Below are 16,395 nucleotides of genomic sequence, written 5' to 3' on the forward strand. Positions count from 1 at the left end.
GGCTCGGGTTGACATTTTGGCAACTTTTGCTCAGGATGAGCAAATCAACTGACAAGGATTGTTAGATGCACGTTATTTCCAGGAAGCCGTTCAACGATGCGGCGCGGCTATATCCGAACGATGCCGACGCACTCCAGCGCATTTATCGGGTGCTGCGGCAAGGCACTTTCACATCACCGGATGAGCTGAAGGCGGTATTCCCGTCGCTGGATAATTTCCGCTACAAGGACAGGTGGTGGGTGATTGATATCGGCGGTAACAACCTCCGGCTGATCGCCTTTATCGAGTTCCAGGACAGCCGGTTATATGTGAAGCACATTGTGTCACATCCCGATTACGACACGCTGTGCAGACGCTATGCGAGGCGAGGTGGCTGACATGTCATCACATGCGGTAATCAAGGAAAGGGCAGCAGCGCTGTTCAACCAGGCGCAGTTCATCAGCCATATTCATACCGAGCAGGATTATGCAGCGGCGCTGGCGCTGATGGATGAGCTGATCGAGGATTACGACGCTCAGAAGCCGTTGATCGAAGTATTGGCAGTGGCTATCGAGCGTTGGGAGAGCAGTGCGCCGGAGTTCCAGGGTTTCAATGACGCCGTCGCCGCTCAGGATCGGGGCGCCAGCACCTTGCGCCTGTTGATGGAGCAGCATGGTCTGGGCGTGGCGGATTTGCCCGAGATCGGCTCGAAATCGCTTGTTTCGCGCGTTCTGCGCGGTGAGCGCCAGTTGACGCGGAATCATATCGCGGCGTTGTGCCAGCGCTTCGGCATTGGGGCGGATCTGTTCTTCTAAGGGCTATTTCAGGGTCGTCCAAGGGCTACTGCCAGGTTGCCAGGCGGCCTGAGCGAGAATGAATCCGGCCCGAGCTCTCACCCCTTGCGCAGCACCTTCTGCATTTTCAGGCGCGGTATTGCCACGCCGACACGGCGGGTGCTGTATGCTGCCTCCACCGTGAATCCCATCTGTTCGAAGAAGCGCTGTGCAGCCAGGCTGGCGTCGGCGTGCAGCGCTTCCACGCCAAGGATGCGGGCCTCGTCCTCAAGATACTGGCAGAGCAAGGTGGCTATGCCGTAGCCGCCCAGTGCGGGGGCGACATAAAGCCTACGCAGGGTGTTGTCCGGGTGCAGCTGGGCAAAGGCGCCGGCGCGGCCATCCAGATCGGCAACAATGGTCAGCCCCTGGTTCAGCGAGGCAATAAAGCCGGCCTGATCGGCGGCGGCGCGCGCCCAGGCGCGGCGTTGGGCCGGGGAGTAAAACGCGGCCGCCTGTCCGTGAATGGCGGCGCAAAATATCTTGGGCAGCAGATCGGCGTCGGCCGCTTCCATGGGCCGTATGAAAAACGGGCCGCCCTCCATCTCCGGCAGCCCTTCGGTGCAGGGTTGTGGCTCCGCCTTGCGGCGCAGCAGCCAGTCAAGCATGGGCGTGGGCTCCGGGCCGCTGATCAGGGGTGCGCATCGTGGCCTTTGCTTGTGGTGTGCTCTGTACTGCCTGCCTTCGCGGCGGGCTGGCCTGCGTGATTTCCATGGCGCTCGACCTCGTCGGTCAGCCGCTCCAGATAGGCGTCTTGCAGTGTCAGCAGGCGGCGGGTTTCTTGCAGCTGCGCGGCCAGTGCGGCGGCACGTTCCTGTAATTCCTGTTGCTCGCGGCGGGCGGCATCGCGCTGCTCGGCCAGCGCGGCTTCGGTGGCGTTGCTCGCCAGTGCCGGCAGGGCCAGCAGGCTGGTAAAAACGAATAGCACGGCTTTATGCATGGCAAGCTCCGGGGGCGCCTGGTGGCCGATACCGACACCGCAGGCCGGGAGGGCGAGGCGGGCGGGAGAGCGATGATAGCAGAGTTGCGTGGCCGTGCTCTGCCTGAGCGGGCCATGGCATGATGAATGCACAGCCAGCGCCCAGGAGGCGACATGAAACGTATCCCCTCGATAGGCACCCTGATGACACCGTTCCCGTGGTATCTGGAGGTCGGTGCTACGGTACAGATGGCGCGTGCGCTGATGCTGCGGCAGGGCATTCACCATCTGCCGATTACCGACCCGGAGCATCGTGTGCTCGGCCTGGTGAACCTGAATGCGATACCGGATACCGCCGAGCCGGTGGCCGAGTGGCTCATCAGTGTGCCGCGCCTTGATGTGCATACCAGAGCAGATGAAGTGCTGGAGATGATGGCCGAGGCGCATCAGGATGTGGTGGTGCTCAGCCATCACGGACGCCTGGCCGGCATCTTCACCTGGACGGACGCCTGCCGCGCCTTTGCCATGCACCTGCGCGAGCCGTCCCGCCCCGCCGGCAGCCACTGAGCGGGCTGGCCCGGCGAAGAAAACTGCGGCAGCCTGAAAAAGCCGGGAAAACTCTGGAAAGCTCTGGCGGGCCGGCTGGCCCGCCAGAGCACGGCACTACATCATCTTGCGCAGTACATAATGCAGGATGCCACCGTGGCGGTAGTATTCTTCCTCTGTGGCGGTATCCAGCCGGCACAGCATTGCCACCGATTGCGCCTGGTCGCCTTTGCGGAAGATCACCTCAATGCTCTGCCCGGCGCTGATGCTGTTGTCCAGGGTAGGAATATCCACCTCCTCGGTGCCATCGAGCCCGAGCGTGTGGCGCGTGGTGCCGGCCGGAAATTGCAGCGGCAGCACCCCCATGCCGATAAGGTTGGAGCGGTGGATGCGCTCGAAGCTCTCTGCGATCACCGCACGCACACCGAGCAGCACAGTGCCCTTGGCCGCCCAGTCGCGGCTGGAGCCGGTGCCGTATTCCTTGCCGGCGATCACCACCGTCGGCACGCCGTCGCTGCGATAGCGCATGGCAGCGCCATAAATCGGCAGCACCTCACCCTCGGGCACATGGCGGGTAAAGCCGCCTTCCACATCGGGCACCATCTCGTTGCGAATGCGGATATTGGCAAAGGTGCCGCGCATCATCACTTCGTGATTGCCGCGCCGCGAGCCGTAGGAGTTGAAGTCGATCGGCTCGACGCCGTGCCCTTGCAGGTAATGCCCGGCCGGGCTGTCGGCCTTGATGGCGCCGGCTGGCGAGATGTGGTCGGTGGTGATGGAGTCACCCAGCAGCGCAAGGATGCGGGCGCTCTTCACGGGCTGGACCGGTGGCACCGCAGCGGTGAGACCTTCGAAATACGGCGGGTGCTGGATATAAGTGGAGTCGGCCCGCCAGTCGTAGGTTTGTGCATCACCCACCGGCAGCGAGCGCCACATGTCGTCGCCCTCGAACACCGAGGCATATTGCTTGCGGAACATATCGCCGCTGACACTGAGCAGCGCTTTCTGGATATCAGCGCTGCTGGGCCACAGATCGCGCAGGAACACATCGTGGCCTTGCGCATCCTGGCCGAGCGGTTCGGTATCGAAATCGATTCGCACCGTGCCGGCCAGCGCATAGGCCACCACCAGCGGCGGCGAGGCGAGCCAGTTGGTTTTCACACTCTGGTGCACGCGGCCCTCGAAATTGCGGTTGCCCGAGAGCACCGAGGCGACGATCAGATCACCCTGGGCGATCGCTTTGTCGATCGAGGGCGGCAGCGGGCCGGAGTTGCCGATGCAGGTGGTGCAGCCATAGCCGACCAGGTTGAAGCCGAGTTGATCCAGATCGTCCTGCAACCCGGCTTTGCTCAGATAGTCGGTGACCACTTTCGAGCCCGGTGCGAGCGATGTTTTTACCCACGCCTTGCGGCGCAGCCCCCGTGCCACAGCGTTGCGGGCCAGCAGGCCGGCGGCCAGCATGACGCTGGGGTTGGAGGTGTTGGTGCAGGAGGTAATGGCGGCGATCACCACGTCGCCATGGCGCAACAGATGCTGCTCGCCATCGATTTCCACCGGCATGGCACCGGAAGGTTCGGAGCCGATGGCCGTGTGGCCGCCACCTTCGCTTTCCAGTTTCGCTTCTTCGTTGGATTGCGGGCCCAGCTCCTTGCTCAGCACATCCAGAAACGCGGCGCGCACGCCGGTCAGTGGCACCCGATCCTGCGGCCGCTTGGGGCCGGCCAGGCTGGGCACGACGTCGGCAAGGTCCAGCGTCAGGGTGTCGGTGAAAACCGGGTCCGGCTGGCCGCTCTCGCGCCACAGGCCTTGTGCCTTGCAGTAGGCTTCCACCAGCGCGATGGTGTCGTCGTCGCGGCCGGAAAGTTTCAGATATTCGGTGGTGCGGTGGTCGATGGGAAAGAAGCCGCAAGTAGCACCGTACTCGGGTGCCATGTTGCCGATGGTGGCGCGATCCGCCAGGCTGAGATCGGCCAGGCCATCACCGAAAAATTCCACGAATTTGCCGACCACGCCTTTCTTGCGCAGCATCTCGGTCACCGTCAGCACCAGATCGGTGGCGGTGACGCCGTCGCGCAGTTTGCCTTCCAGGCGGAAGCCGATTACCTCGGGGATCAGCATCGACACCGGCTGGCCGAGCATGGCGGCTTCCGCCTCGATGCCGCCCACGCCCCAGCCGAGCACGCCCAGGCCGTTGATCATGGTGGTGTGCGAATCCGTGCCCACCAAGGTATCCGGGTAGGCCCACAGGCGCTGCTCGTTGTCTTCCGATGACCAGACGCCCTTGGCCAGATATTCCAGGTTCACCTGATGGCAGATGCCGGTGCCCGGTGGCACAACGCGGAAATTGTCGAAGGCTTTTTGCCCCCAGCGCAGGAATTCGTAGCGCTCGCGGTTACGCTGGAACTCGATCTCGACATTTTCGGTAAACGCTTGCGGATTGCCGAAGCGATCCACCATCACCGAATGGTCGATCACCAGATCCACTGGTGTCAGCGGGTTGATGCGGTCCGGGTTGCCGCCTGCAGCAACAATGGCATCCCGCATCGCGGCCAGATCCACGATGCCGGGCACACCGGTAAAATCCTGCATCAGCACCCGCGCCGGACGGTAGGCAATCTCCCGGTCAGAAGTGCGCTGTTCGGGCCAGCGTACCAGCGCCTGAACATCCTCCACGGTGACGCTTTCGCCATCCTCGAAGCGAAGCAGGTTTTCCAGCAGCACTTTCAGGGAGAACGGAAGTTGGCGAATGTCGCCCCAGCCTTGGTCGGCGATTTTATCGAGGGAGAAATAGTGGTAGCGGCGGCTGCCTACCTGGAGCTCAGTGGCGGTCTTCAGGCTATCGTGACCAATTTGTGTCATGACGAAGTCCTTTGTCGGCCAATCGGGGGTCACACCATACTACGCTCCCGGGTCTGCAACCTGAATAGCGCGCCCGGCATCGCACTGGCTCAGTGTGAAACAGTGTTACAACAGTGGAACAGCACAACCGTGCACGGAGACCGCACGCAGGCTGTGTGCAAGCCGCGAGTGGTGGCGATTTGCGCTGTATCACGCCGCAGCGCGGCGCAACAGGCAAAAAGGTACTGCCAACGCTCATCATATTGTCAGTTCCGGTCACTGCTCGTGCCGGGCCAAAGCTGTTAATGTCCCTTCGCGTTATCGTTCCGGCCACTATATCGGATGGCCGTCACTGTACGAGGAAATGCGAATGTCTCTGCCAGAAATCTTCAAAGGCCGGTTGTCGCTGCCGGTGATCGGTTCACCGATGTTTATCGTCTCCGGGCCTGAGCTGGTCATCGCTCAGTGCAAGGCCGGCATTGTCGGCTCGTTTCCGGCGCTCAATGCGCGGCCCCAGTCCGAGCTGCGGGTGTGGATTCAGCGCATCAAGCGCGAGCTGGCGGAATACGCCGAGGCCAACCCCGGCAAGCCGGTGGCGCCTTTTGCGGTGAACCAGATTTGCCATGCCAGTAACGACCGGCTGATGGAAGACATGAAAGTGTGTGTGGAAGAGCAGGTGCCGATCATCATCACCAGCTTGCGCCCGCCGTCAGAGCTGGTGAAGGCAGCCCATTCTTACGGTGGCCTGGTGTTCCACGATGTGATCAACCAGCGCCACGCCCGCAAGGCAGCGGAGCAGGGCGTGGACGGCCTGATCCTGGTGGCCGCAGGCGCGGGTGGCCATGCCGGTGTACAAAGCCCGTTTGCGCTGCTGCGGGAAGTGAAGGAATGGTTCGACGGCACCGTCATTCTCTCCGGCGCCATGAGCGACGGCCACGCCGTGGCGGGCGCGATTGCCATGGGCGCCGACTTTGCCTACATGGGCACGCGTTTTATCGCCACGGAAGAAGCCAATGCCGACGCCCGTTACCGGCGTCTGCTGATCGAAGGCACAGCGGAAGATATCGTCTATTCCAATCTGTTTACCGGTGTGCATGGCAACTACCTGAAGACCTCGGTGGCAGAGGCTGGCTACGATCCCGACAACCTGCCGGAATCCGATCCGTCGAAGATGAATTTCGGTTCGGGTGGTAACACCGACAAGAAAGTCTGGAAGGACATTCTCGGTGCGGGCCAGGGCCTTGGTGGCATCAAGGATGCACCGCCGGTGGCGGAGCTGGTGGAGCGCCTCAAGGCAGAGTTCGGCGAAGCCCGTCAACGCTTCCTGAGCTATACCGATCCGTTCTGACCAGTGTGGCAGGGCGCGCTTTCATGGCGCGCCCTGCCAGCCTGCAAGGCGATTAATCGCCGGATCAATTTCAGCGTGACTGCTCGCCGACCAATGCCAGAGCGGCTGCTCGATGACGGCGCGCTCGGTCTGCCTCAGGGGGTGCGGATCACCAGCAGGCGTTCCTCGGTCATGTCGCGGATTGCCCAGCGAATACCCTCGCGCCCCAGGCCGGAGTCCTTCACACCGCCATAAGGCATGTTGTCGACACGCCATGACGGCACATCGCCGATGATCACACCCCCCACATCCAGTGTGTCCCAGGCTTGCTGTGCCTTGTACAGATCGCGCGTAAAAATGCCGGCCTGCAAACCGAAACGGCTGTCGTTGATCTGCGCCAGTACCTCGTCGAAATCCTCGAACGGCGCCAGTATTGCCACCGGGCCGAACGCTTCCTCATCCGCAATCCGGCAACCGGCGGGCACATTCTCCAGCAGCGTCGGCGCCAGCATGGCACCGTCGCGTTCGCCGCCGCACAGCAGCGTGGCGCCCTGATCGGTGGCTTCGGTAATCCATTGTTCCAGCCGTTCCGCTTCACTGGCTGCAATCATCGGGCCGATAAAGGTGTCTTCATCGCGGGGATCACCCATGCGCAGCGCCCTGGTTTTTTCCACCAGCTTTTGCTTCAGTTTGTCGTAAAGCGTGGTGTGGCCGTAAATGCGCTGCACACCGATGCAGCTCTGACCGGACTGATAGAAGGCGCCAAACACGATGCGCTCCACCGCATCTTCCAGATCGGCATCTGCATCCACTACGCAGGCCGCGTTGCCACCCAGCTCCAGCACCACTGGCTTCTTGCCGGCGCGGGCTTTCAAGGCCCAGCCCACTTCGGGCGAGCCAGTAAAACTCAGCAGCTTCAACCGCTCATCTTCGGTGAACAGATCAGCACCATCGCGGTGGCAGGGGAGAATGGAAAACGCGCCCTTGGGCAAATCGGTTTCCGCCAGCACTTCGCCAATGATCAGTGCGCCGATCGGCGTGCGGCTGGCCGGCTTGAGCACAAACGGGCAGCCCGCTGCAATCGCGGGTGCCACTTTATGCGCGGTCAGATTGAGTGGAAAATTGAACGGCGAAATAAACGAGCAGGGGCCGATCGGCACACGTTTGGTAAAGCCGCGATAGCCTTTGGCCCGTGCCGAAATTTGCAGGTTCAGCACCTCGCCTTCGATGCGCACCGCTTCCTCGGCGGCCACCCGGAAAGTATCGATCAGCCGTGCCACTTCGCCCCGGGAATCCTTGATCGGCTTGCCTGCTTCGATGCACAGCGCCATGGCCAGTTCTTCGGCACGTTCCTGAAAGCGGGCCACGCAATGATTCAGGATCGCCTGCCGCTCAAATGGTGCCAGGGCGGCCATCTGCGGCGCCGCCTCCACCGCAGCGGCAATCGCCTGATCGATGGCTTTCACATCTGCGATTGCCACGCGGGTGGCGATGTCGCCGGAATACTTGTCGGTGACGTCGAGATCCTTGTTGGCATACACGGCGTCGTTGGCCAGGTAATAGGGGTAGGCATCCTTCAGCATGATTGCTCTCCTTCACAGGGCTGCGGCACGGGACTGCCGGCATTCGGCCGGGCTGCTTGCGGCGCATGATGGGGATCATCATATCCGGTTTGCTGCGGCCGGTAATGGCCGCCTCTGCCGTCGTTGGCTGTTTTGATTGTCAGGGCACAAACAATAACAGGGTATAAATGGCGAACAGCGCGAGGTGCATCATGCCCTGCACAGGCGAGGTACGCAGGCCGAGAAACGTCAGCCCGCTGAGCAACAGGGTGATCGCCAGCGACACCGTATCCAGCAGGCTCAGCCCCATGATCACGGTCTGCTGCGTGGCCAGGCCGATCAGCAACACCACCGGCACCGTCAGCCCGACAGTAGAGACGAACGCACCCAGGCAAAGATTCACGGCGCGCTGCATCTGGTCAGCCAGCGCCGCCCTGATGGCAGTGAGCGATTCCGGTGTGAACACGATAATGGCAATGATCAGGCCGCCCACCGCCACCGGCGCGCCAGTCTGATTGACGCCCAGATCAATGAGCACGGCCATATCCTGCGCCAGCAGTACAATGGGCAGGATCAGCGCGAGCAGGATGGTAGAGCGCAGCAGCGTGGCGCGCCGGTTCACGGCTGGCCGGGCGGTATCGTGGCGCTCGGCACGCTGTGCCTGCTGTGCGGTCAGCAGCGGGATGGTCAGGGCGCCCTGGCGCGGCTGCACGAAGAAACGCCGGTAGCCGCGCATTTGCAGCATCAGAAAAGCGACGTAAAGCACCCCAGTGATCAGCGCCAGCCCGAACGCCTGCGCCGCCAGCAAGGTGCCGTCCCCGGTGCTCAGTGTATTGGGAATGATCAATGCCGTGCCGGTCAGCAAGACGATCATCGACAAATAGGCCGCAGCGCCCTGGGAGTTGTATTCCTGCTCTCCGTAGCGCAGCCCGCCAAGCAGCAGGCACAGGCCGGTGACGAGATTGAGGATGATCATCATCACCGCAAAGATGGAGTCGCGGGCGATGGTGGCCGATTCGCCGGGGCCGAGCATCACCGCCGTGATCAGGATCACTTCGATGCCGACAATGGCAATCGTCAGGATAAGCGTGCCGTAGGGTTCGCCGAGCGCGTCGGCAAGGCAATCGGCTTCGTGCACGACGCCAAACGCGGCATACAAAATGGTCGAGAACAGCACCACGAAGCAGCTGATTGCCGCCAGCGATGACACGGGCTCCGCCAGCCATGCAGGGCCGAACAGCAGGAACAGCAGCACCACGCCCCAGCTGATCAGCAGGCGTATCACCGTGCTGGGGGATAGCAGCGCACGCCACGAGGTTTTTTCAGGGAAAGAAGCGGCAGGGGAGTTACCAGAGGACATTGCCAGGCGTCTTGTCAGCGGAGTCGTCTCCTTGCGGGTAACACCGATGGGTCGTCCCATCTGGCGCCATGGTAACCGGGAGTGCCCGCCGCTGCCATCTGGCAACGCAAAAAAAGCGGCGGCGGGTACGCGTTACAGCGCCTGGCTCAATTCGCGAATCTCGTTGTTGAGAATGCGGTCGTCATCGCTGTAATCCACGGGCACGTCGATCAGATGCACGCCACCCGCGCCGAAGCATTCTTCTATCTGCGTGATGAGATCGGCGGCTTTCTCCACACGATGGCCATGCGCGCCATAGGCGCGTGCATAGGCAACGAAATCCGGGTTACCAAAATCCAGCCCGTAATCCTCGAATTTCATCTGCGCCTGCTTCCATTTGATCATGCCGTAGCCGTCGTCCCGCAGCACCAGCACCACCAGATCCAGGCCCAGCCGTACGGCGGTTTCCATTTCTTGCGAATTCATCATGAAACCGCCATCGCCACAGATGGCCATCACGCGCCGCTCGGGGTAGACCAGCTTGGCAGCCATCGCCGAAGGAAGGCCGGCGCCCATGGTGGCCAGCGCATTGTCGAGCAGCACGGTATTGGGCAGGTAAGCCGGATAATTGCGCGCGAACCAGAGTTTGTACATGCCATTGTCCAGCGCGATGATGCCATCCTGCGGCATCACCTTGCGCACATCGCGCACCAGCCGTTGCGAGATGATCGGAAAGGCATCGCTGTCCGCGCCTTCGCTGATATGCATCTTGAGTGCCGCACGAATGCGCTGAAACTCGGAAAAATCCCATTGCGGTTGCGGCTCGATCTGCTCTTTCAGTTGCCACAGGCTGTGCGCAATGTCGCCGATCACTTCGATCTGCGGAAAATAAACCGGGTCGACTTGTGCCGAATTGAAATTGATATGCACCACCTTCGGCCCGCCTTCGTGCATGAAGAACGGTGGTTTCTCCACCACATCGTGGCCGATATTGATGATCAGATCCGCCGTGTGGATGGCCCGGTGCACAAAGTCGCCATCGGACAGCGCCGTATTGCCGATAAAGCGCGGGTCGGTTTCATCGATCACGCCCTTGCCCATTTGCGTGGCGACCACCGGAATGCCGAGCTTGTCGATCAGCTCGCGCAGCATCTTGCAGGTCAGCTTGCGGTTGGCGCCAGCGCCGGCCAGCAGCAGCGGGCGGCGAGCATCGCGGATGGCATCGGCGGCGGCGCGCAGGGCTTTGTCTTCAGCGGTGGGGCGACGGCCGAAGCTGGGCAATAGCGGCACCATGGTGCTGTGTTCGGTGGCGATATCTTCCGGCAGCTCCAGATGTGTGGCACCGGGGCGCTCCTCTTGCGCCAGCCGGAAGGCTTCGCGAATACGCGAAGGGATGCTGTCGCCATTGACAATCTGCCGGGTGAATTTGGTCAGCGGCTGCATCATGTCGATCACGTCGATGATCTGGAACTGCCCCTGCTTGCTACTCTTGATCGGCTTTTGCCCGGTTATCATCACCATAGGCATGCCGCCGAGCTGGGCGTAGGCCGCTGCGGTGACAAGATTGGTGGCGCCCGGCCCCAGTGTGGCGAGGCACACACCGGCACGACCGGTCAGGCGCCCGTAGGTAGCGGCCATGAAGCCCGCGCCTTGCTCGTGGCGGGTAATGATCAGGCGAATGCGGGATTGCCGCAGTGATTCGATCAGATCGAGGTTTTCTTCGCCAGGGATGGCGAACAGATATTCCACCCCTTCGGTTTCCAGTGCCTTGACGAACAGATCCGAGGCTTTCATGCATGGCTCCGCAAGCAGGCGCGGCCAACGGCCGCGGCGAATTCAGCCCGGGCGCCGCCGTGGTGGGGCGCACAGGCTTTTGCTCATGTGTTCATGTGGGGGGTTATCCTCTTATGTCACATGTAGCCATGAACAGGCTTATCCCCTCATGTACAGCCATACACTATAGTGCGATGGCGCTGCCGAACAGCCCGGCTGGCCTGTTTGGCGGCACTGTTTACATTCGCCGGGCGTGAAATGTTTTTTTGTCGGCACCAAGCGGAAGCAGGGCAGCGCCGCTGCGCCATGTCGGAGCACGGCAGCTATGCCGGATGCGTAAGGCTTCCATCGGAATTTCTGGTTTTTTTGCTTCGCTTGCGCGCGCGATCCGAAAGGCATGGCAGGGCGGGGGTTGCAGGCGAGGCGGCCTGCCCTCCGGCCGGGAGGCGGAGATCCGGCGGGCACCGGGCCGGATCGTCGTGGCTCGGGTGTGCGGCTGCGCCAGGGCGCTGCCGGGTAGATCAGTGCCAGGTGCCGCTGGTGTTGTTGCAGCGCTCCAGAAACTCTTCGGCACTTAATTCCAGCACGGCGTCGTCGTCAAGCTGCGCCAGCACCTGTTCTTTCAGGTGGCCGACTACGCCGCTCATGACGGAGAGTGTTTCCTCCACTTGCTCCAGCGTGGCGAGCAGATCTTCCGCATCCAGTTCCAGGTGATCACTCATCGTGTGCTCCTGTAGTGGCTTGGTGTCAAATGCCGGTGTCGCCTTCACAGAGCCAATGCCGGTACATTCACTCTGGCATCCTGGTTGATCTTACAACAAGAGCGCCGCAAGGCGCTCCTGTTTTCCCGTGTCACGATGTACGGTCGCGCCGCCGGGCCCAGTGGTCTGCGGTAGCGGCCAGGCGGCAGCGAAGCCATCGTGATTACCAGCTCAGCGAGCCGCCGGTCTGATACTCGATCACACGGGTTTCGAAGAAGTTTTTCTCCTTGCGCAAATCCATGATCTCGCTCATCCACGGGAACGGGTTGGTCACGCCCTTGAACTGCTCCGGCAGGCCCAGCTGAGCCAAGCGGCGGTTGGCAATGAACTGGAGATATTCCTCCATCATGTTGGCATTCATGCCAAGCACACCACGGGGCATGCTGTCGCGGGCGTACTGGGTTTCAAGCTCGGTGCCTTCCAGAATCATCTGGGTGGCCTTGTCGCGCATCTCTGCATCCCACAGGTGCGGGTTTTCGATCTTGATCTGGTTGATGACGTCCACACCGAAGTTCACATGCATGGATTCATCGCGCAGGATGTACTGGAACTGCTCGGCCACGCCGGTCATCTTGTTGCGGCGGCCCATGGAAAGAATCTGGGTGAAGCCGCAGTAGAAGAAAATGCCTTCCAGCACGCAGTAGAATGCGATCAGGTTTTCCAGCAGTTTCTTGTCGGTTTCCACGGTGCCGGTGGTGAATTCCGGATCGGACAGCTCGCGGGTGTACTGGATCCCCCACTGGGCCTTCTTCGCCACCGACGGAATCTCGCGATACATATTGAAGATTTCACCTTCGTCCATGCCCAGTGATTCGATGCAGTACTGGTAGGCGTGGGTGTGGATCGCTTCTTCAAAAGACTGCCGCAGGATGTACTGGCGGCACTCCGGGTTGGTGATCAGGCGATAGATCGCCAGCACCAGGTTGTTCGCTACCAGCGAGTCGGCGGTGGCAAAGAAACCCAGCGAGCGCTTGACGATACGGCGCTCGTCGTCGGTCAGCCCTTCCGGGTTCTTCCACAGCGCCACGTCGGCGGCCATGTTCACTTCTTGCGGCATCCAGTGGTTGGAGCAGCCGTCGAGGTATTTCTGCCAGGCCCAGTCGTACTTGAACGGCACCAGCTGGTTCAGGTCGGCGCGGCAGTTGATCATGCGCTTGTCGTCTACCTGCACACGGCCCGCCGAGCCTTCAAGCTCGGCCACGCCTTCGCTGACATCCATGGCGGCCAATGTGGCCCGTGCCCTGGCTACGGCGTCGGAGACGGGGGCGCTGTCGGCTCCGGCTCCGGCTGCTCCTGTGGTTGCTGCTGCATCAGATTCTGCTCGCGCAACCGGTGCCGCAGCAGGCGCTGGCGCTTCAGTTGGCGCCGTTGCAGATTGTGGTGCCTGGGGCGGAGCGGGGCGGCTGACCGGCTTCTCTTCGGCATTGAAATCATCCCAGCTAAGCATGTGATACTCCTCGAATCCTTGGGTCGTCTTGTATGGCCGTGTGCTGGCTTGTCACGCGCCTGACGCAGTGGCAGGCGCGTGCTTCGGTTTTGTTACTGGCACGCCTCGCAATCGGGGTCGTCCAGCGAGCATGCCTGTGGCACTTCGGCGGCCTGTTGGAAGCTCGCTTCGGCCGCGGCCGGTGCAGCCGAGACACTGTTGAGGCGGCTGTCGTTGATGGTCGATTTTTCCGACGTGGTTGCACCAATGGCACGCAGGTAATAAGTGGTCTTCAGGCCCAGCAGCCAGGCCATCTTGTAAGTGATATCCAGCTTCTTGCCGTTCGCCTGCGCGATATACAGGTTCAGCGACTGCGCCTGATCGATCCACTTCTGGCGGCGGCTGGCGGCTTCCACCAACCAGCGCGGCTCCACTTCGAAAGCGGTCCGGTAGATCTCCTTGAGATCCTGCGGAATGCGATCAATCGGTTGCACCGAGCCATCGTAGTATTTGAGATCGTTGACCATCACGTTGTCCCACAGGCCACGCGCCTTGAGGTCGTTGACCAGGAACGGGTTCACCACGGTGAACTCGCCGGACAGGTTCGATTTCACATACAGGTTCTGGTACGTCGGCTCGATCGACTGCGACACGCCGGTGATGTTGGCGATGGTGGCGGTCGGGGCAATGGCCATCACGTTGGAGTTGCGCATGCCCTGGGTGCGTACTGTTTCGCGCAGGCTGTCCCAATCCAGCCGCTGGGTACGATCCACATTCAGATATTTCTCGCCACGCTCGCGCGCCAGAATCTCCACCGAATCGATCGGCAGGATGCCCTGGCTCCACAACGAGCCTTCGAACGTCTGGTAACTGCCACGCTCGGCGGCCAGCGCGCTGGAGGCGCTGATGGCAAAGTAGCTCACCGCCTCCATGGAGCGGTCGGCAAACTCCACCGCTTCCGGCGAAGCGTACGCGATCTTCTGCATGTACAGCGCATCCTGAAAGCCCATGATGCCCATGCCCACCGGGCGGTGCTTCATGTTGGAATTCTCGGCCTGCGGCACGCTGTAGTAATTGATGTCGATCACGTTATCCAGCATACGCACGGCGGTGCGCACGGTCTGCTCGAGCTTGGCCATGTCCAGGCCACCTTCGGGCAGGATATGGTGTGGCATGTTGATCGAGCCCAGGTTGCACACGGCGATCTCGTCGTCACTGGTGTTCAGCGTGATCTCGGTGCACAGGTTGGAGGAGTGCACCACACCGGCGTGCTGCTGCGGGCTGCGCAGGTTGCACGGATCCTTGAAGGTGAACCACGGGTGGCCGGTCTCGAACAGCATCGAAAGCATCTTGCGCCATAAATTGACGGCCGGGATACGCTTGAACAGCTTCAGGCTGCCATCGCGGGTCATGGCTTCGTATTCCTGATAGCGCTGCTCGAACGCCTGGCCATAAAGATCGTGCAGATCCGGCACATCGTTGGGTGAGAACAGTGTCCATTCGCCTTCTTCGATGACACGCTTCATGAACAGATCCGGAATCCAGTTGGCGGTGTTCATGTCGTGCGTGCGGCGGCGGTCATCGCCGGTGTTCTTGCGCAGCTCGACGAATTCCTCGATATCCAGGTGCCAGGTTTCCAGATAGGCACACACTGCGCCTTTGCGCTTGCCGCCCTGGTTCACTGCCACGGCGGTATCGTTGACCACTTTCAGGAACGGCACCACGCCCTGGCTTTTGCCGTTGGTGCCTTTGATATAAGCACCCAGTGCTCGCACGGGTGTCCAGTCGTTGCCCAGGCCGCCGGCAAATTTCGACAGCATGGCGTTGTCACGAATGGCGCCGTAAATGCCGTACAGATCATCCGGCACGGTGGTCAGGTAGCAGCTGGAGAGCTGTGGGCGCAGGGTGCCGGCATTGAACAGCGTCGGCGTCGAGCTCATGTAGTCGAAGCTCGAAAGCAGGTTGTAGAACTCGATCGCCCGTGCTTCGCGATTGTCCTCGCGCATGGCCAGGCCCATTGCCACGCGCATGAAGAAGCACTGCGGCAGCTCGAAGCGCACATCGTTGCTGTGCAGGAAGTAGCGGTCGTACAGGGTTTGCAGGCCCAGATAAGTGAACTGCATGTCGCGCTCGCCCTTGATGGCGTCGCCCAGCACATCCAGATCGAACTTGCCCAGCGCCGGGTCGAGCAGCTCGAGTTCGATGCCACGCATGACATAGGCTTTCAAGGTGTCCTTGTACAGCGCCTGCATTTCCTGCTGGTCGGCACGTTCGGCCACGCCCAGGAATTGCAGCGCCTCGGCGCGCAGGCTGTCCATCAGCAGGCGGGCGGTGACCTGGGAGTAGTTCGGCTCCTGCTCGATCAGGGTGCGGGCTGTCATCACCATCGAGGTGTTCACATCGCGAATGGATACACCGTCGTACAGATTGCGCACTGTCTCGCTGATGATCTTGTCCGGGTGCACATCGGCCAGGCCTTCACAGGCCGTGACCACCAGCCCTTCCAGCCGCGCCATGTCCAAGGGCGCGCGGCTGCCGTCTTCCATGGTGACGGTCACGCCGGGGTGCGTTGCGGCTTCGGTGGCGGGCGCGGCCTTGGCTTTTTCGGCGCGCTTGCGGGCCTGCTCTTCGCGATAGAGCACATAGCTGCGCGCTACCTTGTGCTCGCCGTTGCGCATCAGCGCCAGCTCGACCTGATCCTGGATCTCTTCGATATGAATGGTGCCACCGGAGGCCAGCCGGCGCTGGAAGGTCGCAGTGACCTGCGCAGCCAGCTGCGCGACTTTTTCGTGAATGCGCGAGGAGGCCGCGGCAGTGCCGCCTTCCACCGCCAGAAACGCCTTGGTAATGGCGATGGCGATCTTGTCATCGGTATAGGGCACAACCTTGCCGTTACGCTTGATGACGCGCAGCTGGCCCGGCGCCGTAGCGGCCAGGGAGTTGTCGGGTGCTACGTCCTGCGCTGCCTGGCTGCCGCCAGTTGGCGAATTCTGGATGTCGGTGTGCATGATGACTTGCTCTCCATTTTGTTGTGGGCCATGAAGGCGCTTGATCAAAATCCGTGCGGGCTGGCGGGGGTGGCTCGCCAGAA

Annotated in this window: 13 protein-coding genes; 4 read left to right on the forward strand and 9 right to left on the reverse strand. The window is 61.6% G+C overall.

Features of this window, described 5'->3' with window-relative positions; genetic code table 11:
- The first annotated feature begins 65 nt into the window (after positions 1–65).
- On the forward strand, positions 66–377 hold the full coding sequence (locus MU846_RS11125) for a type II toxin-antitoxin system HigB family toxin (protein ID WP_246952717.1): 312 nt from the start codon (positions 66–68) through the stop codon (positions 375–377).
- A gap of 1 nt (position 378) precedes the next feature.
- Entirely contained in the window at positions 379–795 is a 417-nt protein-coding gene (locus MU846_RS11130; RefSeq protein ID WP_246952719.1) for a helix-turn-helix domain-containing protein, read from the forward strand.
- Between the two features lie 77 nt (positions 796–872).
- Here MU846_RS11130 and MU846_RS11135 read toward each other — a convergent pair whose 3' ends face one another.
- Together MU846_RS11135 and MU846_RS11140 are read right to left on the reverse strand one after the other, a co-directional pair.
- Positions 873–1,421, reverse strand: a complete 549-nt coding sequence (locus MU846_RS11135; protein WP_246952721.1) for a GNAT family N-acetyltransferase — start codon at positions 1,419–1,421, stop codon at positions 873–875.
- Between the two features lie 23 nt (positions 1,422–1,444).
- Positions 1,445–1,753, reverse strand: a complete 309-nt coding sequence (locus MU846_RS11140; protein WP_246952723.1) for a hypothetical protein — start codon at positions 1,751–1,753, stop codon at positions 1,445–1,447.
- 153 nt (positions 1,754–1,906) lie between these two features.
- Between MU846_RS11140 and MU846_RS11145 the strand changes: the two genes are divergently transcribed.
- Positions 1,907–2,299: a CBS domain-containing protein gene (locus MU846_RS11145; RefSeq protein WP_246952725.1), complete on the forward strand. Its 393-nt coding sequence runs from the start codon at positions 1,907–1,909 to the stop codon at positions 2,297–2,299.
- A 96-nt stretch (positions 2,300–2,395) separates the two neighbouring features.
- On the opposite strand, the gene acnA is transcribed toward MU846_RS11145, so the two are convergent.
- Positions 2,396–5,137: an aconitate hydratase AcnA gene (gene acnA / locus MU846_RS11150; RefSeq protein WP_246952727.1), complete on the reverse strand. Its 2,742-nt coding sequence runs from the start codon at positions 5,135–5,137 to the stop codon at positions 2,396–2,398.
- A gap of 349 nt (positions 5,138–5,486) precedes the next feature.
- Between acnA and MU846_RS11155 the strand changes: the two genes are divergently transcribed.
- Positions 5,487–6,464 carry an NAD(P)H-dependent flavin oxidoreductase gene (locus MU846_RS11155; protein WP_246952729.1) on the forward strand — a complete coding sequence of 326 codons (978 nt, stop codon included), beginning with the start codon at positions 5,487–5,489 and terminating at the stop codon, positions 6,462–6,464.
- A gap of 134 nt (positions 6,465–6,598) precedes the next feature.
- Here MU846_RS11155 and MU846_RS11160 read toward each other — a convergent pair whose 3' ends face one another.
- The 6 genes from MU846_RS11160 to MU846_RS11185 all read right to left on the reverse strand — a co-directional run bounded on the left by MU846_RS11160 (position 6,599) and on the right by MU846_RS11185 (position 16,312).
- Positions 6,599–8,026: an aldehyde dehydrogenase family protein gene (locus MU846_RS11160; protein ID WP_246952731.1), complete on the reverse strand. Its 1,428-nt coding sequence runs from the start codon at positions 8,024–8,026 to the stop codon at positions 6,599–6,601.
- Between the two features lie 139 nt (positions 8,027–8,165).
- Positions 8,166–9,425, reverse strand: a complete 1,260-nt coding sequence (locus MU846_RS11165) for a calcium:cation antiporter (RefSeq protein ID WP_246952733.1) — start codon at positions 9,423–9,425, stop codon at positions 8,166–8,168.
- Between the two features lie 72 nt (positions 9,426–9,497).
- Positions 9,498–11,138 (reverse strand): acetolactate synthase large subunit, encoded by a 1,641-nt coding sequence (locus tag MU846_RS11170; RefSeq protein WP_246952735.1) that lies wholly within the window; start codon positions 11,136–11,138, stop codon positions 9,498–9,500.
- Positions 11,139–11,638: 500 nt separating this feature from the next.
- A complete protein-coding gene (locus MU846_RS11175; RefSeq protein WP_246952737.1) occupies positions 11,639–11,839 on the reverse strand; it encodes a hypothetical protein in 201 nt (66 codons plus the stop codon).
- A gap of 202 nt (positions 11,840–12,041) precedes the next feature.
- Positions 12,042–13,325 (reverse strand): ribonucleotide-diphosphate reductase subunit beta, encoded by a 1,284-nt coding sequence (locus MU846_RS11180; RefSeq protein WP_246952739.1) that lies wholly within the window; start codon positions 13,323–13,325, stop codon positions 12,042–12,044.
- Positions 13,326–13,417: 92 nt separating this feature from the next.
- On the reverse strand, positions 13,418–16,312 hold the full coding sequence (locus MU846_RS11185; RefSeq protein WP_246952741.1) for a ribonucleoside-diphosphate reductase subunit alpha: 2,895 nt from the start codon (positions 16,310–16,312) through the stop codon (positions 13,418–13,420).
- Between the last annotated feature and the right edge of the window lie 83 nt (positions 16,313–16,395).

It is taken from the genome of Alcanivorax quisquiliarum (assembly GCF_023051175.1).
Taxonomy (GTDB): Bacteria; Pseudomonadota; Gammaproteobacteria; order Pseudomonadales; family Alcanivoracaceae; genus Isoalcanivorax; species Isoalcanivorax quisquiliarum.

What these genes read in the sequence shown, in the direction of transcription:
- MU846_RS11125 (WP_246952717.1), top strand. Translation starts at nt 66, where the DNA reads ATGCACGTTATTTCCAGGAAGCCGTTCAACGATGCGGCGCGGCTATAT.
- MU846_RS11130 (WP_246952719.1), top strand. Translation starts at nt 379, where the DNA reads ATGTCATCACATGCGGTAATCAAGGAAAGGGCAGCAGCGCTGTTCAAC.
- MU846_RS11135 (WP_246952721.1), bottom strand. Translation starts at nt 1,421, where the DNA reads ATGCTTGACTGGCTGCTGCGCCGCAAGGCGGAGCCACAACCCTGCACC.
- MU846_RS11140 (WP_246952723.1), bottom strand. Translation starts at nt 1,753, where the DNA reads ATGCATAAAGCCGTGCTATTCGTTTTTACCAGCCTGCTGGCCCTGCCG.
- MU846_RS11145 (WP_246952725.1), top strand. Translation starts at nt 1,907, where the DNA reads ATGAAACGTATCCCCTCGATAGGCACCCTGATGACACCGTTCCCGTGG.
- acnA (WP_246952727.1), bottom strand. Translation starts at nt 5,137, where the DNA reads ATGACACAAATTGGTCACGATAGCCTGAAGACCGCCACTGAGCTCCAG.
- MU846_RS11155 (WP_246952729.1), top strand. Translation starts at nt 5,487, where the DNA reads ATGTCTCTGCCAGAAATCTTCAAAGGCCGGTTGTCGCTGCCGGTGATC.
- MU846_RS11160 (WP_246952731.1), bottom strand. Translation starts at nt 8,026, where the DNA reads ATGCTGAAGGATGCCTACCCCTATTACCTGGCCAACGACGCCGTGTAT.
- MU846_RS11165 (WP_246952733.1), bottom strand. Translation starts at nt 9,425, where the DNA reads ATGGGACGACCCATCGGTGTTACCCGCAAGGAGACGACTCCGCTGACA.
- MU846_RS11170 (WP_246952735.1), bottom strand. Translation starts at nt 11,138, where the DNA reads ATGAAAGCCTCGGATCTGTTCGTCAAGGCACTGGAAACCGAAGGGGTG.
- MU846_RS11175 (WP_246952737.1), bottom strand. Translation starts at nt 11,839, where the DNA reads ATGAGTGATCACCTGGAACTGGATGCGGAAGATCTGCTCGCCACGCTG.
- MU846_RS11180 (WP_246952739.1), bottom strand. Translation starts at nt 13,325, where the DNA reads ATGCTTAGCTGGGATGATTTCAATGCCGAAGAGAAGCCGGTCAGCCGC.
- MU846_RS11185 (WP_246952741.1), bottom strand. Translation starts at nt 16,312, where the DNA reads ATGCACACCGACATCCAGAATTCGCCAACTGGCGGCAGCCAGGCAGCG.